This is a genomic window from Bacteroidales bacterium, assembly GCA_026418905.1.
Taxonomy (GTDB): Bacteria; Bacteroidota; Bacteroidia; order Bacteroidales; family DTU049; genus JAOAAK01.
Genome location: JAOAAK010000029.1, coordinates 115,327 through 137,356, shown reverse-complemented (window position 1 = coordinate 137,356; position 22,030 = coordinate 115,327). Strand labels below are relative to the sequence as shown.

18 protein-coding genes are annotated in these 22,030 nt (G+C 36.1%); 7 read left to right on the top strand and 11 right to left on the bottom strand.

The window, feature by feature from the left end:
* Nucleotides 1–2: 2 nt before the first annotated feature.
* Nucleotides 3–1,058 carry a tetratricopeptide repeat protein gene (locus tag N2Z72_06055; protein MCX7697240.1) on the bottom strand — a complete coding sequence of 352 codons (1,056 nt, stop codon included), beginning with the start codon at nt 1,056–1,058 and terminating at the stop codon, nt 3–5.
* A gap of 84 nt (nt 1,059–1,142) precedes the next feature.
* Here N2Z72_06055 and amrB point away from each other — a divergent pair, with 84 nt between their 5' ends.
* On the top strand, nt 1,143–2,621 hold the full coding sequence (gene amrB / locus N2Z72_06050; GenBank protein MCX7697239.1) for an AmmeMemoRadiSam system protein B: 1,479 nt from the start codon (nt 1,143–1,145) through the stop codon (nt 2,619–2,621).
* On the opposite strand, the gene rnc is transcribed toward amrB, so the two are convergent.
* The 5 genes from rnc to N2Z72_06025 all read right to left on the bottom strand — a co-directional run bounded on the left by rnc (nt 2,613) and on the right by N2Z72_06025 (nt 10,629).
* Nucleotides 2,613–3,308 (bottom strand): ribonuclease III, encoded by a 696-nt coding sequence (gene rnc, locus N2Z72_06045; protein ID MCX7697238.1) that lies wholly within the window; start codon nt 3,306–3,308, stop codon nt 2,613–2,615. The genes amrB and rnc overlap by 9 nt on opposite strands.
* Nucleotides 3,309–4,556 (bottom strand): beta-ketoacyl-ACP synthase II, encoded by a 1,248-nt coding sequence (gene fabF / locus N2Z72_06040; GenBank protein ID MCX7697237.1) that lies wholly within the window; start codon nt 4,554–4,556, stop codon nt 3,309–3,311.
* Between the two features lie 8 nt (nt 4,557–4,564).
* Nucleotides 4,565–4,807, bottom strand: coding sequence for an acyl carrier protein (locus N2Z72_06035; protein ID MCX7697236.1), 243 nt, complete (start codon nt 4,805–4,807; stop codon nt 4,565–4,567).
* Nucleotides 4,808–4,872: 65 nt separating this feature from the next.
* On the bottom strand, nt 4,873–6,405 hold the full coding sequence (locus N2Z72_06030) for a glutamine synthetase family protein (protein ID MCX7697235.1): 1,533 nt from the start codon (nt 6,403–6,405) through the stop codon (nt 4,873–4,875).
* A 213-nt stretch (nt 6,406–6,618) separates the two neighbouring features.
* Nucleotides 6,619–10,629, bottom strand: a complete 4,011-nt coding sequence (locus N2Z72_06025) for a gliding motility-associated C-terminal domain-containing protein (protein MCX7697234.1) — start codon at nt 10,627–10,629, stop codon at nt 6,619–6,621.
* A gap of 133 nt (nt 10,630–10,762) precedes the next feature.
* On the opposite strand from N2Z72_06025, the gene rho reads away from it, so the two are divergent.
* From rho to N2Z72_06010, 3 genes are read left to right on the top strand one after another with little or no spacing between them, the layout of a single operon-like run.
* Entirely contained in the window at nt 10,763–12,370 is a 1,608-nt protein-coding gene (rho, locus tag N2Z72_06020) for a transcription termination factor Rho (protein MCX7697233.1), read from the top strand.
* Nucleotides 12,371–12,401: 31 nt separating this feature from the next.
* Nucleotides 12,402–13,511, top strand: coding sequence for a glycosyltransferase (locus tag N2Z72_06015; protein ID MCX7697232.1), 1,110 nt, complete (start codon nt 12,402–12,404; stop codon nt 13,509–13,511).
* Nucleotides 13,502–14,107 (top strand): sigma-70 family RNA polymerase sigma factor, encoded by a 606-nt coding sequence (locus tag N2Z72_06010; protein MCX7697231.1) that lies wholly within the window; start codon nt 13,502–13,504, stop codon nt 14,105–14,107. The genes N2Z72_06015 and N2Z72_06010 overlap by 10 nt, the downstream gene beginning before the upstream one ends.
* Here the strand turns inward: N2Z72_06010 and N2Z72_06005 are convergent.
* Genes N2Z72_06005 through N2Z72_05985 form a run of 5 tightly spaced genes read right to left on the bottom strand, consistent with a single transcriptional unit; the run spans nt 14,104 to nt 18,684 of the window.
* A complete protein-coding gene (locus N2Z72_06005) occupies nt 14,104–15,141 on the bottom strand; it encodes a type I asparaginase (GenBank protein ID MCX7697230.1) in 1,038 nt (345 codons plus the stop codon). The genes N2Z72_06010 and N2Z72_06005 overlap by 4 nt on opposite strands.
* Entirely contained in the window at nt 15,134–15,904 is a 771-nt protein-coding gene (locus tag N2Z72_06000; GenBank protein MCX7697229.1) for a TatD family hydrolase, read from the bottom strand. Before N2Z72_06000 ends, N2Z72_06005 begins: the two co-directional genes overlap by 8 nt.
* Nucleotides 15,891–16,718: an alpha/beta fold hydrolase gene (locus tag N2Z72_05995; protein ID MCX7697228.1), complete on the bottom strand. Its 828-nt coding sequence runs from the start codon at nt 16,716–16,718 to the stop codon at nt 15,891–15,893. Before N2Z72_05995 ends, N2Z72_06000 begins: the two co-directional genes overlap by 14 nt.
* Nucleotides 16,719–16,759: 41 nt before the next feature.
* On the bottom strand, nt 16,760–18,388 hold the full coding sequence (groL, locus tag N2Z72_05990) for a chaperonin GroEL (GenBank protein ID MCX7697227.1): 1,629 nt from the start codon (nt 18,386–18,388) through the stop codon (nt 16,760–16,762).
* Nucleotides 18,389–18,414: 26 nt separating this feature from the next.
* Nucleotides 18,415–18,684 (bottom strand): co-chaperone GroES, encoded by a 270-nt coding sequence (locus N2Z72_05985; protein MCX7697226.1) that lies wholly within the window; start codon nt 18,682–18,684, stop codon nt 18,415–18,417.
* Nucleotides 18,685–18,823: 139 nt separating this feature from the next.
* On the opposite strand from N2Z72_05985, the gene N2Z72_05980 reads away from it, so the two are divergent.
* The 3 genes from N2Z72_05980 (at nt 18,824) to N2Z72_05970 (ending at nt 22,016) form a co-directional block, all read left to right on the top strand.
* Entirely contained in the window at nt 18,824–19,078 is a 255-nt protein-coding gene (locus tag N2Z72_05980) for a DUF2007 domain-containing protein (protein MCX7697225.1), read from the top strand.
* Nucleotides 19,068–19,817: a biotin--[acetyl-CoA-carboxylase] ligase gene (locus N2Z72_05975; GenBank protein ID MCX7697224.1), complete on the top strand. Its 750-nt coding sequence runs from the start codon at nt 19,068–19,070 to the stop codon at nt 19,815–19,817. The genes N2Z72_05980 and N2Z72_05975 overlap by 11 nt, the downstream gene beginning before the upstream one ends.
* A 63-nt stretch (nt 19,818–19,880) precedes the next feature.
* Nucleotides 19,881–22,016 carry an elongation factor G gene (locus N2Z72_05970; GenBank protein MCX7697223.1) on the top strand — a complete coding sequence of 712 codons (2,136 nt, stop codon included), beginning with the start codon at nt 19,881–19,883 and terminating at the stop codon, nt 22,014–22,016.
* The last annotated feature ends 14 nt before the right edge of the window (nt 22,017–22,030 follow it).

Genomic DNA, 22,030 nt, shown 5'->3' with positions numbered 1-22,030 from the left:
TCTTATTTGAATTTTGAACAGAATTGTTTATAATATAATTGGGCATTCTGAATACCTAGTTCACCAGCTTTTTTCCAATCTTGACAAGCATTCTCTAATTTTTTAGATAATTCGTAGGCATTACCTCTGTTCAGATAAGCGGCGGCATAGTTTGGATTTATTTCAATGGCTTTGGAAAAGTCTTCAATGGCCTTGTCGTACATTTCTTTTTTGTAATATGCAGCGCCTCGATTATTGTATGCAATGACATATTTTGAATTAAGTTGAATGGCCTTAGAAAAGTCCTTAATAGCTTCGTCATATTTGTTTTGATCCATATAAGCCAACCCACGGTTGTTGTAAGCTAAAACATAATCCGGATCAGCATCGATAGCTTTGGAGAATTGCAAGATAGCATCATCTAGCTGACCGGTTTTTCGTAAAACACTACCCAAATTATTATAAGCTATAGCAAATTTTGGGTTAATTCTAATCGCTTCTTTGTAGCATCGTATAGCATCTTCGTATTGTTCGAGCATTTTGTAAGCACTACCCATGTCATTGTAAGCGTAAGCGTATTCACGATTCAAAGCCACAGCTTTTTTATAATCTTCAATGGCATCCTGGAAATTATTTTCATCAAAGAAAATACTACCACGATAATAATACAGTTGAGGATGCATGTTATCAACTTCTAAGCCTTTATTAAAATCCAATTTTGCTCCTTCTCTGTCGTTTCTTTCATATTTTATTTTTCCCCTTAAAAAATATGCATTAGCTGAGGGTTCAATTTCGACACTTTTCGTAAAGTCAGCAATAGCACCGTCGTAATTTTTTAGTTCATATTTAGCAACGCCGCGATTATAATAGGCTTTGCTAAAATCCGGTTTCATTGATATGGCTTCATCAAATTTTTTAATAGCCTCAGCATATTTCTTTTTGTCCAATAAAGTCGTACCTTCATTGTATATTCGTTCAGCCATCTGTGGATCTTCAATTTTAATTTTAATAGTATCACTTTGGGAACGTAATATTAGAAAAGCACTAATCATTGTTATGAATGACAACCACTTTTTCATGAATATAAATTTTTGCAAATTTAATTTAATTTTTTATTTTTACCGTGTATAATATTTATCATGAAAAAATAATAACTTTACTTCATGATACGATTAACAAGTGGAGTGATTATGTTTTATTTCGTTTCTTTTTCAATGGGTCAGATCAGAAATCCATATGTTGCTGGAAAATTTTATCCGGCAGATGAAAAGAATCTACGAACTTATCTTACTCAAACTTTTGAGGAAGTTCGGATTCAACCATATTCTGAAAGAATTAGAGCCCTCATTGTGCCACATGCAGGTTACGTATACAGTGGAAAAGTGGCTGCCTATGCTTACTCTGTCTTAAAGAAACAAAAGCCATATCGAAATGTTTTTATCATTGGAACAAGTCATGTTTCATCTTTTGGGGGAGCTTCAGCATATCTAGGAGATGGCTTCAGAACACCTTTAGGCGTTGTTCCCATTAATAAACAGATTGTCGAACAGCTGAGGAAAAATCCTGTTTTTGGTTTTAATAACTCACCTCACGAAGAGGAACATTCCCTAGAAGTTCAACTTCCTTTTTTGCAATTTGTTCTAGATAGTTTTAGTATCATCCCTATCAGTATAGGAACAAAAAATAAATCTGCATTGATTGAAATAAGTAATGCCCTGAAACCGTATTTTACAGAGGAAAATTTGTTTGTTATCAGCACCGATCTAGCTCACTATCCCCCATACAAGGAAGCTGTAAATTTAGATTCTCTTGTGATTCAAGCTATTTTATCCTCCGATCCAGGACAATTTGAAAAACAGGTAAAAGAAAATGAATCTAAAGCAATTCCAAATTATTACACGGCGATTTGTGGTTACAGTGGCGTTTACGTATTACTGAACTTGATAGATAAAGAAGGATACCAGATAGAAAAACTGTATTATGCCAATTCTGGTGATGTTTCCTCTGATTTTACTCGTGTAGTTGGCTATGTCTCGATGGTAGTTCACCAGAAAAAAACTTCTTCCAGAGTAAGTAATACATTCCTTTTTTCAGATGAAGAAAAAAAACTCATGTTTGATATAGCCCGGAAAGCAATAGAAGAAAGGCTTTTTCAAAGGCCTTTTCCAAATTATTCAACACAAATAACACCACGCTTACAAGAAAAATGCGGTGTTTTCGTAACGTTGAAAATAAAAGGTCAGCTCAGAGGATGCATTGGTACATTTAGACAAGATAGAATGTTGTGGCTAAATATTAAAGAAATGGCCGTTGCTGCTGCTTTTCAAGATAACAGATTCAAACCTCTAACAAAAGAAGAATATCCTGATGTTGAAATTGAAATATCGGTTCTGACGCCGATGAGGAAAATTTCTTCTGTGGATGAGATTGAATTAGGTAAGCATGGCATATATATCAAAAAAGGGTTTTGGGGTGGAACTCTTTTGCCACAGGTAGCAATAGAACAACAATGGACTAAAGAAGAGTTCCTCGGGCATTGTGCCCGCGATAAAGCTGGCATTGGTTGGGATGGTTGGAAAGATAAAGATGCAGAAATCTACGTTTACGAAGCCATTGTACTGGAAGAAAAAGAATTAAAGTAAATTGAGTTTTTCAAGAGTTTCTTTAGCTGCTTTCTGCTGTGCAGCTTTTATGCTCATGTCGATACCTCTTCCCTGGGGTAAATCATTAATATAAACTTCTACAACAAAGTTTTTTTTTCCATGGTCAAAGAATTCCTGCAATAATTTGAAATCATAAGAAAATTTGTTTTTCTGGCACCATTCAATAAGTTTGCTTTTGTAATTAGTTTCCTGAGAAATAATATTATCAATGTTTAGCTTTGAAAAAATGTTATTTGTGATAATTTTTTCTGTTTTTTTATATCCCTTGTCAAGGTATAGAGCAGCTATGAAAGCCTCTAAAGCATTGCCAATAAAGTTTTGATTTTCTGAATTGGTTTCGGATTGAAGAAGTTGAGTAAGTCCAATCTGATGGCCAATGAGATTCAAAGTTTGTCTATTTATTAGTCTATTTTTCATGATGGTTAGTTCCCCTTCTGTAGCTCGGGGAAAACGTTTGAAAAGATAAGTACTTACAATAGAGTTAAGAATGGAATCTCCCAAAAATTCGAGTCTTTCATTAGAAATGGTAAACCCAAATCGTTGGGTTTTTGCGTGTTTTTTTAATAAAGCTTGCTCGTATAAAAAAAGATTACTTGGTACGAAACCGAATAATCTTCTTATTTCTTTTTTAAGAGGAGTAGTTAAAATTTTTCGCTGGAAAAACACTTACTCAAATTTGGCAAATGCCAGACAAACATTATGACCGCCAAAACCAAAAGTGTTACTTAATGCATAACGAATTTTTCTTTCTCTAGCCTTGTTGAAAGTAAAATCAAGAGGTGGTATTTCAGGATCATCAGTAAAGTGATTGATCGTAGGTGGAATAATGCCATGGTATATAGTTAAAGCAACAGCCACAGCTTCTATAGCGCCAGCTGCACCTAAAAGATGGCCATGCATAGATTTAGTTGAGTTTATTGAGATTTTCATTGCATGATCGCCAAATAAGCGTACTATCGCTTTTGGTTCAACTTCGTCTCCAACAGGAGTGCTTGTTCCATGAGTGTTGATGTGATCAACATCAGTTAATTGAATGTTAGCATCTTGAACAGCATTTCTCATAGCTATAAGTGCTCCTTCTCCTTCAGGATGTGGGGCAGTAAGATGATAAGCATCGGCGGATAAGCCAAAACCGGCTAATTCAGCATATATACGAGCTCCTCGTGCCAAAGCAAAATTAAGCTCTTCGAGAACCATTCCAGCTCCACCTTCACCCATGACGAAGCCATCTCGATCTTTGTCAAAAGGTCTAGAAGCTGTGGCAGGATCGTCGTTTCGGGTAGATAGAGCTTGCATAGCATTAAATCCTCCAATTCCTGTTGGAGTGATTGATGCTTCTGAACCTCCAACTATCATGACATCTGCATATCCATGCCTGATGAGCATCAGTGCATCAGCAATTGCATTAGCAGATGAAGCACATGCTGAGACAGCTGCATAATTTGGACCCATTAATCCATGAATCATGCTAATGTAACCAGCCGTAATATCGGGGATCATCTTAGGGATTAAAAAAGGATTGAAACGTGGTACCTGATCACTCAAATAAAAAGATTTAATTTCCTCTTCGAGTGTAATGATCCCACCAATACCAGAAGACCATATAACCCCGATTCTGGTTTTGTCTAAACTAGCAAAGTTAATACCACTATCCTCTACGGCCTGATTTGCAGCAACAATACCGAATTGGGAAACACGATCATATTTTCGAAGATCCTTTCTATCAAAAAACTGTAAAGGATCAAAATTTTTTACTTCACAGGCAAATTGGGTTTTGAATTTAGAAGTATCAAACTTGGTAATGGGTTGAGCACCACTTACTCCCTGAATAAGTGCTTGCCAAAAATCAGATACACAATTTCCCAGTGGAGTAATGGCTCCCAACCCAGTGATCACCACGCGCCTTCTTTCCATTGATCGACTTATTTTTGAGCGAGCTTTTCTTCCAGAACTTTAATGGCTTCACCAACTGTGTTTATTTTGTTGGCTTCTTCATCAGGAATCTGAATACCGAAAACTTTTTCAAACTCCATAATGAGTTCTACTTGATCAAGAGAATCGGCGCCCAGATCATTGGTGAAACTTGACTCCATCTTAACTTCAGATGGATCAACACCTAATTTGTCAACAATGATTGAAATAACCTTTTCAGTAATTTCTGACATATTCGTACTTTTTTGGATTTGGGTTGCAAATAAACAAAATTTTTTTGAATTAAAAAAATGGCTCTTTATCCAACGTCTATATATGCACGTACGATGTTTCTTAATATCTTGTTTCTTTCTTCTTCAGAAAGTTTAGTTAATTGATCTCTCCAATCTTGGTCTTGGTATGAACGCAGTTGATTGATGACATGATTGATAACATTTTCAGGAAAAACATTTCCTTTGATAAATATAGATTTGCTATTTTCAAGAGCAGATGCTGATTCATAACATGAGGTAGGAAGACGATCAAGACTATTGGCAATATTTGAAAATTCATCTTTAAAAATGTTAACATTCACATAAGTTTTTTCAGCCAATTGAAGAGATTGGTCGTCTTCGAAACCTTCACGAGCGGCAGTAGCTATACCTGCCATTAACAAAAAAACGTTGGCAGCACCATCAGGAACACGGTATTCAAATGTAGCTTTGGAATATGTATTGAGATCACTCAAAGATTTATTTTGGGGATTGCAAAGTGTGATCATTTTTTCGGGTTGTTGAGTCCATGAAAGAGGAACACGTATCAATGCAGATCGATTAAAATCTCCCCAGCAAATTTTGGTGGGTGCTTCTTGGTGTGGAACAAGTCGTAAATAACTTAAGGGAATAGGATTGCCAAAAGCTGTTAATGCTGGGGAATATTTTAAAATGCCAGCTATTGCTTTTTTTGATTCATCTGAAATATGGTCATCATTCATTACAATATTTTTCCCGTCTTGGTTGAGTAGTTGCAGATGAATGTGAAGACCACTACCAGCTTTTCCCAGAGAAATTTTGGGTGAAAAACTTACTTGGATGTCGTATTTATAAGCAAGTTGCCTCAATATCATTTTTGCGAGTAATAAGCTATAAGCTGCTTTTTCGAGTGAGGTTGGTCTGAATTCAATTTCATTTTGTTCATAAGTAAACTGTTCGTCGGAAAAATTTCCTACTTCACTGTGCCCATATTTTATTTCTGCACCAGCATGGGATAAATGAAGCATAACTTCCTTTCTAATGCTTTCCCATTTAACAAAAGGAGCCGATTCATGATAACCTTTTTGATTTGTAGCTATGTAAAGTTGTTGTCGTGGATAAATGATGTAGTATTCAAGTTCACCCATGCCCCAAATATCATATCCCGATGCTTCTTTGAAAGAGAAGACAGCTTTCGAGAGAATGTTATCTGGGCTGTATTCAAAAGGTTCCCCTTGTTGATTAAAATAACGACAGAAAATCCCAATGGCCGGTTCATCTGTAAATGTTTTCAAAAAAGCAGTGGAATATTGAGGGATAACGTATAAATCACTTCGGCCAGCTTCTAAAAAAGGGAAAAGGCTTGAACCATCTACTCGTTCACCTAAATAAAGTAGCTGTTCTAGTTGATCTTTAGTTTGAGCTACGAAGTTGAGTGTTTTAAGCCTTCCGTCACCTCCTACATAATGGAAATCAAGAAATTTTATGTTATTCTTTTTAATGTAGCGTAAGATATCTTTGCAAGTAAAATCTTCTGGATTTTTGTCAAGAAAATGAGCTATTGCATTAGATGTTGACAACTTTGAATAAAATTTTTCCATATGAAAGTTTTAGCAAACATACCAATTTTTTGTTACATCGGAACCTATCAACTAAAATTTATAATTTTGAATTATGAAAAAAATTTACTTTTTCATTTTTCTTTGCTTGCTATGTTTATTCGTGTTCTCTTGCTATTCGCAAAAGAATAAAAAATATAATCCTAAAAAATGCCAAACTTGCCCTTCTTTTCGATAAACCTTAAAGCATAAATCTTATCGTACTACTCTTATATCACCGGCTTTTTTAAGTTGGGAATCGTCAATAAAAGTGACTTGTAGATAGTAGAAATAAACTCCCTCAACTACAGGCGTTCCATGGTAAGTGCCATCCCATCCTTCATTTTGAGATGTTGTTTCAAATATTTTTGTGCCATATCTATCAAAGATAGCCAAGTACATCGATTTAATAAACGCACTCTGCACATAAAAAACATCATTTATTCCGTCGTTATTTGGGCTAAAAATGGTTGGGACGAAAACATCTATCTCACCACACAGGTATAATCCTTCAGGTATGTTAACTGTTTGAGAAGAAGAACTACACCCATGTTGATCAACTACGTATATTGCATAACTACCAGGAGCTAGATTTTTTATTTCACTTTGATGTTGTGAGTTATCTACATAATAAACATAAGGAGCTGTACCACCAAAAGCTGAAATTATGATTTTTCCATCATGGGCACCTTTACAACTTTCTTCTGTTACTTGTGTAGTAAAAGAAGGAATGGAGTAAATTTCTAAAGTAATAGAGTCCTTAGACGTACACTGATTGCTGTCTACATAAACATACCTCAAAATATATACACCTGGAGTAAGTGAGGAAGGATCGAATGATCCTGTAGATGGATTAGTTATTCCTGGCCCGTTCCATGTACCCCCAGAAGGATTGGCGTGCAAGATAATGGGGAGAGTGTTATTGCATAAACCAGATGGATTACCCTGCAAAGACAAAGGTGGTGTGGCAAAGTTTAAAACATAAACACTATCTTTATATACACAACCTAATGAGTTGGTATAGGTGACATAATATAATCCAACCTGGGAAACATAAATGGTTTGATTAGACTGACCTGTACTCCACAAATAGGTTCCTGCGTGTGGATATGAGAGAGAGACACTATGTTCTTTACATTTATAAACCTGAGAACCATTGAAAACAGAAGGCCTGACACTTCGTGTAATGGTGTGTTGGACAGGCATACTTATACAACCGTATGCATCTTTAACGGTTAATTGAATAATTTGCTGACCCGTATCAGCATGAAAGGTAAAACATGAAAAGGTAGAATCTATGTTTGTATTTGGAACGTTCCAGAAATAGTATACTCCACCATTTCCACAGATTTGTGCCGTATCAACGTAACATAAAATTGAGGGGGCTGTGATCGATGCCACAGGAGGAGTGACAACATAAATAGAAAAATATGCAGTATCCTTACACCCAGCGTTAGAAGTACCAATAACCTGAATGGTATAATTTCCGTTGGTAGTGAATGAATACCATGCTGTATCATGGCTTGTTCCATTATCCCAGGAGTAAGTTGATGCTCCTTGTGCAATATAAGAATAGCTTATGTTTGGACAAATACTATCCTTGCCACTTATGGTTACATTGGGCAGGGGTAAAGCTTGGATGTTGACGTAGCTTGTGTCTTTGCAGTTATAAGAATTAGTCACAATCACATATAAAGAAGAATCGCTGGTAACGAGTACACTTGTTGAAGAACTATTAGAACCATTTGACCATATATATGAGGTTCCTCCACTGGCTGTTAGATTAGCTACTTGATTTAAACATACCTGCAGGGATGTGGATGGGGAAATGACAATATTAGGTAATGGGTAGTTGAGTATGGTGACCGTATCTCTTTCAATGCAACCCCAACTATTGGTGGCAGTTACTCGATAAGTAGTATCATGTTGCATCAGAAAATGAATGGTATCACTTGTACTACCATTATTCCACAAATACGTGGTACCACCGGTGGCATAGATGGTTCCGATAGAATTATTACAAACGCCAGCTGGAGCAGTAATGGTATTGAAGTTTTTAGGACAAGGTTTGAAAGCTACGAGGATAGCATCCTGACTTCCTCCGAGAGTATTATCAAAATAACTCGTTCCGGGGTTCAAATCTTTAAGAGGAAAAAGACTGGAACTTTGTGTAAAGCCAGTGATGTAAAGAACTCCATTGGAAATAGTACTACTTCTAAAACGATCTGTTGAATTACCTCCAAAAAAAGTAGACCATACTGGCCTCATGGTAGAGTCAAATTGTGTTACAAAAGCTTCGTATAAATTAGGAGAACCTTTGTAATATGAGCCGTCGTTAGGATTGACACTTGGTACCAACCCACTTCCTTGTGTATAGCCCAATACGTACAAATACCTATTAGTAGGATCATAGCTTAATGATAGTCCGGCATCAATAGAGTTTGTTCCTATACCTGTACTATAAATCATTCTGCCAGTAGGATTAATCACTGTCAAATAAGCATCTGCATTCCCAGCATATGATCTAAAGAATGGGAAACTATATACATTTGCGGTTGGAAAAGTGGTTAAGGAATACGTAGCTCCAGTTAAATACCATAAGCTATCAGCAAAAATGACATCGTAAGCAAAATCGTTTTGGTCCCCACAAATATAACTACCCCATGCTATTTGCATAGAATTATTAAAAAGAATAGCATAGCTGTCAACCGCTCCGCATAAGGTAACGTTTTGCTGATAACTGTTTGCATTGTATGGTATAACAGGTAAATTATTGGATGTGGTTTGAAAATGAAACATTTTCGATCCATTGGGTGCTACATCAAAATAGGCATATCGATCTGTTTCATCGCCTCCAAAATAAGTGCTATAAGTCAAAGTAAGAAAACTATTAAATCTTTGAATAAATATGTCCCAATCAGCTGCATCGGGAGACGTGCCTTGGTAATAGTAGGGAGGAAAATTAACGACGGGTATGTTATTGGATAAGGTTGACCCCCCCACCCATAAAAGATTGGTAGAGGTTTCAATGAAAACATCATTATATTCATCGTCACTTGTGCCACCCATATAAGTAGCCCATACTCTTACTTCATTAGGGCCAAATACTACTATAAATGCGTCCCTCCCGCCAGCATTATTAGCTTGAAAATAATTACCTATTCCAGGATTAAATGTGGGTATGTTGGTAGAGGTAGTATAACCCACCACAGCTAGTACCCCGTTTCCGTAAGAGGCTGAAATGAAAGCATCATCGTTTGCTCCACCGTAAAAAGTTGCCCATTGAAGAGTACCATTCAAGGAGAATTTAGCAATAGATCCATCCAAATTGGCTATATAGGTGCCTAAATAATATGATGGTGGACCTGGATTGAAAACAGGAAAATCCGTAGATCTCGTTTGAAAAACAGCATAAATTGCATTCGGAGAAGCAACAATTTTGTATCCATCGTCTATACCACTTCCTCCGTAGTAGGTTGACCATATAAGAGGGGGATCAATGATCATTTCTTCTTTGATGTAATTAGATGAGTTTAAAACAATAAAACCTACGCGATTCGGAGAAATTTGATTGTATTGTACTTGGATTTTTTTGTTATCTCTTGAAGTAAAAGCCATGAGAGGTCCTTCTTTGAGAATTCCAAATTCAGAAACAATCAATATAGTAGTGCTGTCAATAATTAACTCTTTAGCTCCCATGATATCAAGCTGTATGTTTTCAATATTGGCTCCTGGATGAAGTAAAAAGTTATACTTTAACATTTCATTATCGACTATCCATTCCAAATCAATATTGGGGTAAATGTTTTTAAAAACAATTTTTTTATAAGTTGGTCTATGTTCTAATCCTTCAGGTACAAATTCATTATAGAAGCTTATTGTCGGAAAAGCATTTGTTTCAACATATGCGTTTTCGTCTGTAATATGAGCTCCGACAAAATCGATATCCACACGGTGCCAGTGAACTATCGGAATAACATCTTCAGTACCATTAAATTCGCGCGGATGCACATTTTCAAATTGTTTGAAAACGTAAGATATTCCCTTGCGAGTAATGAAAAAATCCAAAGAAGGAGTTTGCATGTAGTAAAGAACTTCGTGAGCTTGGGTTCCGGTAGTTGTTCTTAATTGTCCTTCATTTTTTATTAAAAGAGGAGGAAAATTGATTAAATCTTTTGAAAAACCGTGCAAGATAAAGCATAATAATATAATCAAAACTTTTTTCATCTCTTATAACTTTTGTGAATTAGACGTTTTTTTTTTAGCAAAGTTAAGTGTTTAGTTAAAAATAATGTTTATCTTTGCCTTCTGAAATTGTTCTTGTCGAGCATATTATATTCACCAGTAATTTTTAGATAAAATGAAAAGTTCAGAATTAGAAAATTTACATGTGGGAACTTTGCGTTCCAAAGCTAAGGAATTGGGCATAGAAAATGTAAAAAATTTAAATAAGAAGGAATTGATTGAAAAAATTCTCGAAATTTTTGAAAGAGAGGAAAAGAAATCTGAAAAAAGTTCTGATGAAGAACAAGTAATAAAACCAAAGCGACCAAGAATAAAGAAAATACAGCAAAAAGAACTTGCTGAGGTTGAAGAAAAAAACCAGGTTAAAACCCTTAAAGAATTGGTTGAAAAAAAGGAAAGTAAAGAAATTCAAGCTGAGAAAATCCAAGATAAACCCATTCTTCAGGATGAGTTAGCAACGCTAGAGGAAGAGTCTCTGGAACTGCCTAGTGTCGAAGAAGAAAGCGAAGAAAAGATGGTGTCAGAAGCAACAGAAGAAACCATAGTTTCTCCTCCAGAAGAAGAAACTTTGCCATCACGAACAAGTTTGCAGTTTCTTTTTGAGCAAGAAGGAATAATTGAAGCAGAAGGTGTTTTAGAACTCATCTCAGAAGGCTATGGTTTTTTACGCTCATCCGATTACAATTACCTTAATTCTCCGGATGATATTTTTATTGCACATCAATTCATACGGACCTATGGATTAAAAACTGGCGACACGATAACATGTCGTATACGTCCTCCAAAAGAAAATGAGAAGTATTATACTGCTGTCAATATTTTGGAAATCAATGGTCTTGAAGCTGAAAAAATTCGAGACAGAATATCTTTCGACTACCTCACACCTCTTTTTCCTATCAAGAAGTTCAAACTTGTTGGGCATCCACATGAAACTTTGACAAGCAGAATTATTGATCTTTTTTCTCCTATTGGCAAAGGACAACGAGGACTTATAGTAGCTCAGCCCAAAACTGGAAAGACTATGATCTTAAAGGAAATTGCAAATGCCATAGCTTATAATCATCCTGAAGTATATCTTATCATTCTTTTGATCGATGAGCGACCTGAAGAGGTGACAGATATGCAGCGAAGCGTCAGAGCAGAAGTTATTTCATCTACTTTTGATGAACCAGCCGAGAAGCATGTTCGTATTGCTTCAATCGTTCTAGAAAAAGCAAAGAGATTAGTTGAATGTGGTCATGATGTGGTTATTTTATTAGATTCCATCACACGTCTTGCACGTGCCCACAATACCATCTCTCCTGCCAGTGGTAAGGTATTATCTGGTGGAGTTGAATCAAGTGCTCTACAAAAACCTAAGCGATTCTTTGGTGCAGCACGTCAAATCGAAAACGGAGGATCACTCACCATTATTGCCACAGCTCTCATAGATACAGGATCTAAAATGGATGAAGTGATTTTTGAGGAATTCAAAGGAACAGGCAACATGGAACTTCAACTCGATAGAAAGCTAGCTAATAAACGAATTTTTCCAGCTATCGATATTGTTGCAAGTGGTACTCGAAGAGATGATCTGCTGGTAAGCAAAGACGTTTTGCAACGTGTGTGGATTTTACGAAATCATTTGGCTGATATGACTCCTGTCGAAGCCATGGAGTTTCTTAAAGATAAAATGAGTAAAACTAAAACCAATGAAGAATTTTTATCTATCATGAATAGTTAAAATTGATTTACTTTTGCGAAGAATCTTTGCAATGTTTGCAATATATATTTTAGGAGTGGTATTTTTTCTACTATTAATTTATTACGTTCTTTTTTTATTGTTACTTTTCCATAAATCAAGAACTAACCAGGCTGAGTCAATGCCACCTGTATCAGTAATTATTTGTGTTCAGAATGTAGAAAGTCATATCGAAGAAAGCCTTTTTCCGTTTCTGAAACAAGAATACCCTCAATATGAAGTGGTTGTAGTAAATGACCACAGCACAGATGCTACTGCAGAAAGATTAATGTGGATGAAGCATCGCTTTCCTCATTTGAAAGTGGTGAATTTGACCCATGGTAATAAGATTTATCCCGGTAAAAAGTTTGCTCTTTCAGTTGGAATAAAAGAAGCAACTTACGAACGTATTTTGCTATCGGACATTGATTGTAAACCTGCTTCTTCGAGGTGGATTGAAAAAATGATGTTGTCAAATGAAGGCAATAAAGAGATTATACTAGGAGTAGGTCTTTATGAAAGAAAAAAGAATTTGCTGAACATGTTTGTTCGTTTTGATGCTTTTCAAATAGCATTATTATATCTTTCAGCTGCAAAAATAGGTCTTCCATACATGGGAATAGGCAGAAATCTCTCTTATACTCGTTCTCTTTTTTTTAAGCATCATGGTTTTAGTCGGCACCTTCATATAGCTTCTGGAGACGATGATTTGTTTATTCAACAAGTTGCAAGGCGAAATAATACGGCTATATGCACAGATCCAGAAGGATTTGTCTATTCTACTTCACCTTCTTCCTGGAAGAAATGGTTTCTTAAAAAAAGCCGGCATTTTACAACGAGCGATTTCTATAATTTAAAAGCCACTCTATTTTCTGGTTTATATACGATTTTGCAATTATTTTTTTTTATTTTTTCGGTAATATTCATTTTTATTTTTTTTGATGAGGATAAAGTTCTCTTGGTGTTTACAGCATGTTTGGTGACTGCTAAAATACTTTTTCAAAGTGTGGTATATGGTTTGATTGCAAAAAAATGGAAAGAAAAGCCTTATACTTATGCTATACCTTTTTTGGAAATTTTCCTTATTTTGATACTTTGGCTGCCTTATATAAATAGGAAAAAATTTTTACATCAATGGAGCTAGAACATGATCATTTGACGGAAAAAGCAAAACGAGATCTAAAATTAATAGAACGTGCTTTAAAAGACAACGATCAGGCAGCATATGCAGAGCTTTTAAGTTTATATAAGGATTCCGTATATTATTTAATGTATAAAATGACGGGGGATCACAATGATGCTTATGACTTAACTATAGAAGCATTTGGTAAAGCTTTTCGTTATCTACGTCAATATTCCACTCAGTATGCTTTCAGTACTTGGCTCTATAAGATAGCTTCCAATAATGCTATCGATTACATACGAAGAAAAAAATTTTATTACACATCACTCGATGAAGAGAAAGAAGATGAAGAACAAATGTTCATTCGTCATACTTTAAAAGATACTTGCCCGAACCCGGAAGAACTTTTTATAAAAAAACAAAGGAAGAAGTTAGTAAAGAAAATTTTAGAACAACTTAAACCAGATTATCGCGAAATCATTGAACTTCGTTTTTACAACGAATTGAGCTATGAGGAAATAGCTGAATATTTAAATATTCCTATTGGAACTGTCAAAGCTAAATTGTTCAGAGCCAGAGAGTTATTATATCAAATTTTAAAAAATAAAAACATTTAATTTTCTGGTGCAGGAGTAATTTCACCTCGTAAATTTTTGTTTAATAGTTCTTTAATTTTGTCTTTGTTTTCCAGATTTCCAAGCAGAAACATAGATTTGGTAATGGCTGCTTCGAGTGTAATGTCATAACCAGAAATTACTCCCAAATCAAGCAATTGTTTGCTGGCTTCGTATTTTCCCATTAGAACAGAACCTCCTTTACATTGAGTGACGTTAAATATTATTTTACCATGAAGTATAGCTTCCTTAAGAAGAGTTAAAAAATCTGGGTTGGTTGGAGCATTGCCTGAGCCATAACTTTCAAGTATAATGATATCTAATTCTTGATGTAAGAGTAAGCTTTGGGCGTAGTTAAGCGACATGCCTGGAAAAAGTTTCAGAACTCCTACGCGTTCCTTAAATCTATCTAAGAGTTTGAGTTTTTTAAACGAGGGTTTAGCTATGGCAGTTTTGTTGAATTTGATATGTACACCGATTTCAGCTAGTAATGGATAATTAGGAGATAAGAAAGCATCGAAATTTTCCGCATTAATTTTGGCCGTGCGGTTTCCTCGAAAAAGCTTGTTTTCGAAGCAAATGGCAACTTCAGGAACCACAGGTGTATCGTCTTCATAGGTGGCAGCTATTTCGATGGAATTGATAAGGTTTTCACGTGCGTCACTGCGAATCATGCCAATGGGAAGTTGTGAACCAGTTAAAATGACAGGTTTATTTAAATTTTCCAGCATGAAACTCAAAGCTGAGGCAGTATAAGCCATCGTGTCTGAACCGTGTAAAATTACAAAGCCATCATATTGTTCATAATGATCATAAAGGAGTTGTCCTATTTCTCTCCAAAAATCAGGGTTCATGTCTGATGAGTCAATCACTTTCGGCAAGGAGATAAATGAAATATCAATGGGATAGTTTTCAAGTACTGGCATATGAACATAAAATTTATCGAAGTCAAGAGGTTTTAATGAACCATCTCGTGGATTTTTTACCATTCCGATAGTTCCACCCGTATAAATAATCAAAACAGATCTTCTATTCATAATAAAATAATTTTTTGCTATTTTGATATGTAATTCTAGCAACTTCTTCGATGGAATGGCCAGTAAGGGAGGAAATTTTTTCGGCTATGATAGGTAAAAAGGCAGGTTCGTTTCTTTTTCCTCGAAGCGGAGCGGGAGAAAGATAAGGGGCGTCTGTTTCTAGAACAAGAGCAGATAATCCTACGTTTTTTACCACTTCAGCTATTTGACTATTTTTGTAAGTAACAACACCACCAATTCCTAAATAAAAACCTATATTAACGGCTTTTTTTGCTTGTTCAACGTTCCCACTAAAACAGTGTAAAATCCCAGTGATTTTCCCATTGAAATGTTGAAGAATATCGAGTACGAGTTCGATCGAATTACGTTGATGTATACTCACTGGTAGATTAAACTTTTGAGCAAGATGCAATTGATATTCGAAAACTTCAATTTGCTCTTTTTTGTATGTAATATCCCAGTAAAGATCAATACCAATTTCGCCAATGCCGCATGGATTTGGATAATTATTAAAGGATTCTTCCAATTTAAGAATCTCCTCACGATAATTACTTTTGACGGAGGTTGGATGTATCCCTAACATAAAAGAAAAAAAGTGAGGATCAGTTCTAAAAACATTGATCATCTTTTCTCTTTCGGTGCTATCCAAGTCGGGTAGAATTACTTTTTCAACATCATTCAATTTTGCTCGCTCAACGACATGGTAAAAATCATGGTTGAATTCTTTTAAGTAAAGATGAGCATGTGTGTCAATCCATGACATAGGGATAATGTTTTGGATATTTTTTTTGAATGACCTTTATTAGAAAATGATTACAAATATTAAAAAAAAGATCTGGCTGATCGACGTGAACCCAATGGCCTGCATTGGGAATAGTTACAATCTGATTTTGAGGAAAATATTGATGAATAATAGGAACGTGGTTTTCAGTTAAATAGGAAGACAATGAACCTCTTATGAATAAGGTAGGAACAGAAGATTGTGTGACAGGAATTGGAAAATCAGAGAATTCTTTTTCAAATGAAAGCAAAGATGAAAGGTTAAATTTCCACTCAAAACGGCTAGTAATGGGGTTTTTCCTTATGTTCTTAAGTAGTAATTGAACATACTTTTCTTCTATACCTTGCAAGACAAAAGTTTGATAAATTTCAGTCAAATTTGGATAATGCTGTGGAGCGAAATGGTTTACGATGTAAAAAATTTTTTTAAACTCTTGACTAAGTTCCTCGTATTTTACAGGAGCCATATCTACAACGACAAGAGAATCAAGCAGTGAAGGATATTTAAAGGCTAATACCATAGCTACTTTACCTCCCATGCTATGCCCAATCACATGAGCCGATGGAATTTTGTTAGATGAAAAAAGCTCAACTATATCGTCAACCATTGCTTCATAAGAAGAATTGTCAACATGGGGACTTCGCCCGTGATTGCGAAGATCAGGAGCTAAAACAAAAAAATTTTTTTCCCACTTGTTTATTAGTGGGATCCAAAAATCCGACATTCCCAATAAACCATGAAGAAGTATTAATGCTGGATTTTGAGGATTTCCTCGAGAAATACAATAAAGTTTCATACTGCAAAAATAAAAAAGCCGCCTTAAGGCGGCTTGAGATTTTAGTACATATCCATTCCACCACCACCAGGCATAGGAGGATTGTTCTTTTCTTCTTTGATTTCGTAGATAATGGCTTCAGTGGTAAGAAGCATGCTTGCTACAGATGCAGCATTTTCCAGAGCTACGCGTACAACTTTGGTGGGATCGATAACTCCAGATTCGTACAAATTTTCAAAACGTTCAGTGCGAGCATTAAAACCATAATCGCCTTTACCTTCTTTGACTTTCTGAGCAATGACGCTTCCGTCGAAACCAGCATTTTCAGCAATCTGACGAAGTGGTTCTTCAATGGCACGGCGAATAATTTCCACGCCAGTTTTTTCATCTTCATTCTCAACTTTCACATTGTTGAGGGCTTCAAGAGCTCTAATGTATGCTACGCCACCGCCTGGAACAATACCTTCCTCTACTGCAGCCCTCGTAGCATGTAGTGCGTCATTATATCTATCTTTCTTTTCTTTAAGTTCAACTTCGGATGCAGCACCAACTTTAATAACAGCAACACCACCAGCAAGCTTTGCAAGACGTTCTTGCAATTTTTCTTTATCATAATCGCTTGTAGCCTGTTCTATTTGAGCTTTAATTTGCTTTACACGAGCCTGAATGGCTTCGGGGGAACCGGCTCCTTTGATAATGGTAGTATTTTCTTTGTCGATAAGTATTTTTTCAGCTTGACCGAGGTAATCTAACTGAGCATCTTCAAGCTTATATCCCTTTTCTTCGCTAATAACAACGCCACCGGTTAATATTGCTATATCTTCAAGCATTTCCTTGCGGCGATCACCAAAACCAGGAGCCTTAACGGCAGCTACACGAAGTGAACCTCTTAATTTATTCACCACTAATGTTGCTAAAGCATCGCCTTCAAGATCTTCGGCAATGATCAACAATGGACGGTTGGTTTTAAAGACTTGTTCAAGTATAGGGAGAAGTTCCTTCATGCTATTGATTTTCTTCTCGTGTATAAGTATATAAGCATTTTCGAAGTTTACAGTCATCTTTTCAGTATCAGTTACAAAGTAAGGAGAAAGATAACCACGGTCGAAACGCATGCCTTCAACAACTTCTACGGTGGTTTCAAGACCTTTTGCTTCTTCAATAGTGATGACCCCTTCTTTTTTAACTTTCTGCATTGCGTCGGCTATTTTCTTACCTATTTCAGGGTCATTGTTAGCAGAAATGGCAGCTACTTGTTCGATTTTTTCATAACTATCTCCAATGGTTTGTGATTGCCCTTTGATGTGTTCAACAACTGCTGCTACAGCTTTATCAATGCCACGCTTCAGGTCGATAGGATTAGATCCAGCTTCAACACTTTTAAGTCCAGCGTTAAATATAGCTTGAGCAAGAACAGTGGCAGTAGTTGTACCGTCACCAGCAACTTCATTGGTTTTGCTGGCTACTTCTTTTACCATTTGTGCTCCCATGTTATGCTCTTTTTCGGGAAGCTCGATTTCTTTAGCAACAGTAACTCCATCTTTTGTGACGATAGGAGCACCGTATGTTTTCTCAATGCAAACGTTTCGTCCTTGAGGACCTAAGGTGACTTTTACTGCATTGGCAAGGGTGTCTACACCCCTTTTTAACTCCCTGCGTGCTTCAGCACCAAATAAGATTTTCTTTGCCATATCTTTCTCTTTTTTTTATTTGTTTTTTAAATAATTGCTAAAATGTCGGATTCTTTCATAATGAGGTAATCTTCCCCATCAATGGTAATCTCAGTACCTGCGTACTTACTATAAAGAACCATGTCGCCCACCTTTACTGATAGAGGTTCATCTTTTTTTCCTATTCCAACAGCCACAACTTTTCCTCTCTGAGGTTTTTCTTTTGCTGTGTCGGGAATAATAATTCCACTACTTGTTCTTGATTCTGCTGGTTCAGGTTTAATAACAACCCGATCTGCCAATGGTTTAATCTTTATTTCGCCCATAGTCTAAATTTTTGCCCTTCCTTTTCATGTTTTATGCCAAATTAGAACTGCTGTCATTTTTTCCACAAAAGCTGACAAAAAAGTCATGTCTGTCATATAATTTCTGTAAAAAAATTATGTTTGCACAGTAATGGAAGATTGGAAATTGTTACACGTTTTTTCATATTATCACGAAGCTTTGCTTTTTATTGCCAAACTAGAGGCTTATGAAATTCCTCATGTTGTTCAGGATTATAATACTATCACCATCCAGCCTTTTTATTCTCAAGCCATCGGGGGAATAAAAGTATGGGTGAAAAACCAGGATTTGGAAGTGGCTCAACAACTTTTGCAAGAGTATCTTGATCCCAATAAATCTGTAAATTCATCGTTAGATGATTTATGATATTTGGTATTTTGATGAACTTGAATCTACCAATGATTATGCATGGAAACACGTACAACATTTTAATCCTGAGATCATCACAGTAATTCAAGCCGGTTTTCAAACAAGGGGAAGAGGACAAGGAGATCATCAATGGTTCTCAGAAAAGGATAAAAATCTTTTGTTTACCATTTGCATACCTTTAAATGGTGAAATTAAGTTTCCTATTTTTTCGTTACACCACATGATTTCTTTATCGGTTTGGGAATATGTTACACAGGTGACTTCTGCGAATGATGTTCGTATAAAGTGGCCCAACGATATTTTAGTTGGCAATAAAAAAATCTCTGGTATTTTAGTTGAAAATCTTTATACAGGAAGGGTTTTAAAATGGGTTTTTATTGGTGTTGGTATTAACATTAACCAACTTGTTTTTCCTCCTGAAATTGTCCAAAAGGCAACGTCGATTTATCTGATTACCGGTAAGGCAAGAGATATTCGTAAAGAAACAACCGCTTTCATGACATTTTTTAGCAAATATTTTCAAAAATGGGCACAGAGAAAATTTATAGAGCTAAGGGAAAATTATGTAGATATGCTTTGGAAAAAAAACCAATGGATTGATTTGTTAATTAAAGAAAAAAAAGAAATTTTTCGAGCTAAGTTTGAAGATGTTTCACAAGAAGGGCAAATCGTCGTGAGCGATCAGTGGGGATTTGTTAGGTTATTTTATCATCACGAAATAGAATGGATATTTTAATGCTTTTTAAACTTCTTAAATTAGAAATTGCTACTTTTGCAAAAAATTTAATAACAGCAAGTTATGAAGGTATATCAGACAAAGGAGATTCGAAACATTGCACTGGTAGGTGGAGCAAAATCTGGTAAGACCACCCTTGCAGAGTGTATGTTGTTTGAGGGAGGTGTCATTAACCGACGTGGTACCATCGAAGATAAAAATACGGTATCCGACTATCGTGAAATAGAAATTGAAAAACAAAGTTCCATTTTTTCAACTGTGCTTTTTGCTCAGTACGGTGGGAAAAAAATAAATATTATAGATACACCTGGTTTTGATGAATTTGTTGGTGAAGTGTTAGCAGCTTTGACAGTATCTGACGTGGCAATCATGCTTATCAATGCTCAGAACGGAATTGAGGTAACTACGGAAATAAGCTGGCGAAACATTACTCGAATGAGGAAACCTGTAGTTTTTTTTCTTAATCAACTAGATCACGAAAAAGCTCAATTTGAAGAAGTGGTTAAAGACCTTCAAAATACTTTCGGAAACAAAGTTATCCCAGTTCAATATCCTTTACAAGTGGGTCATGGGTTTAATGCTTTAGTTGATGTGTTAAGCATGAAACTCTTGACTTTTCCCAGTGGTGGAGGAAAACCTGAAGTAAAGGACCTACCTGATTCGGAAAAAACTAAAGCAGAAGCTTACAGAAACCAACTAATTGAAGCTGCAGCTGAAAGTAACGAATCCTTAATGGAGAAATTTTTCGAGCAAGGTGATTTATCGCCCGAAGATTTTCATGAAGGTCTTATGCAAAGCATTATTCAACGAAATATTTATCCTTTGTTATGTGGAAGTTCAAAGTTGAATATAGGGACAACATCTTTAATGGAATTCATTATTAATTACCTTCCGGCACCTGACCAAGTAGAACCTCTCAAAACAGAAGATGGGAAAGAGTTGCTTATTAAAGCAGATGAGCCATTCGTGGGTTTCGTATTTAAGACAACCATTGAACAACATTTAGGTGAAATTTCATTTTTCAAGATTCTACAGGGAGAAATAACAGAAGGAGTCGATGTTATCAATGCATCCAATAGTGGGAAGGAAAGGATCTCTCAAATTTTAGTAACTGCAGGAAAGATTCGAGAGAAAGTGGAAAGGGCTGTCGCCGGTGACATCGTGGCTACTGTAAAGCTTAAGAGTACAGGCACCAACGATACACTATATCATCCTAAACGTTCAGAAATAAAGATTGCTCCTATTGCCTACCCTGATCCCAAATTCAGAACTGCAGTAAAGGCTCAGAATACTGCGGACGATGAAAAGTTAGGTGAAGTTTTGGCTAAGTTAAGAAAAATGGATCCAACCATTCTGGTTGAGTATTCGAAGGAACTTAAACAAATTATTGTTTCGGGACAGGGTGAAATGCATATAAATGCAGCCAGATGGCACATTGAAACCATTGAAAAAATACCCATAGAATTTCTTCCACCTAAAATACCGTATCGTGAAACCATTACTAAAGCTTCGAAAGCTTCCTATCGTCATAAGAAACAATCAGGTGGTGCAGGTCAGTTCGGCGAAGTGCATATGATGATAGAACCTTATCGGGAAGGCATGTCTTATTCAACAGAATTTCCAATTCGTGGAACGGAAGAATATAATCTGCCATGGGGTGGGAAACTTGTTTTTCATAATTGTATTGTGGGTGGAGCTATTGATGCACGTTTTATGCCTGCCATTTTGAAAGGTATAATGGAAAAAATGGAAGAAGGACCGTTGACAGGTTCCTATGCTCGAGATATCGTTGTCTATATTTACGATGGAAAAATGCATCCTGTAGATTCAAATGAAATTTCATTTCGATTAGCAGGACGAAATGCTTTCAAGGAAGCTTTTAAAAATGCTGCTCCTAAAATCTTAGAGCCCATTTATGAAGTGGAAGTTATAGTACCGTCAGATCGGATGGGCGATGTCATGACCGATCTTCAAAATAGGAGAGGAGTTGTTCTTGGCATGGAAGGAGAAGGACATTATCAGAAAATCAGAGCAAGGGTTCCATTGGCAGAAATGACTCGCTATTCTACCGCCCTCAGCTCTCTTACTTCCGGTAAAGCAACCTATACAATGAAATTTAGCGATTACCAGCAAGTACCTGCTGAAATTCAAGCTCAATTACTTAAAGCATATGAAGAACAAGCGAAAGAAGAGGAATAATAACAATACTTTCC

What these genes read in the sequence shown, in the direction of transcription:
- amrB (MCX7697239.1), top strand. Translation starts at nt 1,143, where the DNA reads ATGATACGATTAACAAGTGGAGTGATTATGTTTTATTTCGTTTCTTTT.
- groL (MCX7697227.1), bottom strand. Translation starts at nt 18,388, where the DNA reads ATGGCAAAGAAAATCTTATTTGGTGCTGAAGCACGCAGGGAGTTAAAA.
- N2Z72_05970 (MCX7697223.1), top strand. Translation starts at nt 19,881, where the DNA reads ATGAAGGTATATCAGACAAAGGAGATTCGAAACATTGCACTGGTAGGT.
- N2Z72_06035 (MCX7697236.1), bottom strand. Translation starts at nt 4,807, where the DNA reads ATGTCAGAAATTACTGAAAAGGTTATTTCAATCATTGTTGACAAATTA.
- N2Z72_06055 (MCX7697240.1), bottom strand. Translation starts at nt 1,058, where the DNA reads ATGAAAAAGTGGTTGTCATTCATAACAATGATTAGTGCTTTTCTAATA.
- N2Z72_06025 (MCX7697234.1), bottom strand. Translation starts at nt 10,629, where the DNA reads ATGAAAAAAGTTTTGATTATATTATTATGCTTTATCTTGCACGGTTTT.
- N2Z72_05980 (MCX7697225.1), top strand. Translation starts at nt 18,824, where the DNA reads ATGGAAGATTGGAAATTGTTACACGTTTTTTCATATTATCACGAAGCT.
- rho (MCX7697233.1), top strand. Translation starts at nt 10,763, where the DNA reads ATGAAAAGTTCAGAATTAGAAAATTTACATGTGGGAACTTTGCGTTCC.
- N2Z72_06000 (MCX7697229.1), bottom strand. Translation starts at nt 15,904, where the DNA reads ATGTCATGGATTGACACACATGCTCATCTTTACTTAAAAGAATTCAAC.
- N2Z72_06010 (MCX7697231.1), top strand. Translation starts at nt 13,502, where the DNA reads ATGGAGCTAGAACATGATCATTTGACGGAAAAAGCAAAACGAGATCTA.
- N2Z72_06005 (MCX7697230.1), bottom strand. Translation starts at nt 15,141, where the DNA reads ATGAATAGAAGATCTGTTTTGATTATTTATACGGGTGGAACTATCGGA.
- fabF (MCX7697237.1), bottom strand. Translation starts at nt 4,556, where the DNA reads ATGGAAAGAAGGCGCGTGGTGATCACTGGGTTGGGAGCCATTACTCCA.
- N2Z72_05995 (MCX7697228.1), bottom strand. Translation starts at nt 16,718, where the DNA reads ATGAAACTTTATTGTATTTCTCGAGGAAATCCTCAAAATCCAGCATTA.
- N2Z72_06015 (MCX7697232.1), top strand. Translation starts at nt 12,402, where the DNA reads ATGTTTGCAATATATATTTTAGGAGTGGTATTTTTTCTACTATTAATT.
- N2Z72_06030 (MCX7697235.1), bottom strand. Translation starts at nt 6,405, where the DNA reads ATGGAAAAATTTTATTCAAAGTTGTCAACATCTAATGCAATAGCTCAT.
- N2Z72_05975 (MCX7697224.1), top strand. Translation starts at nt 19,068, where the DNA reads ATGATTTATGATATTTGGTATTTTGATGAACTTGAATCTACCAATGAT.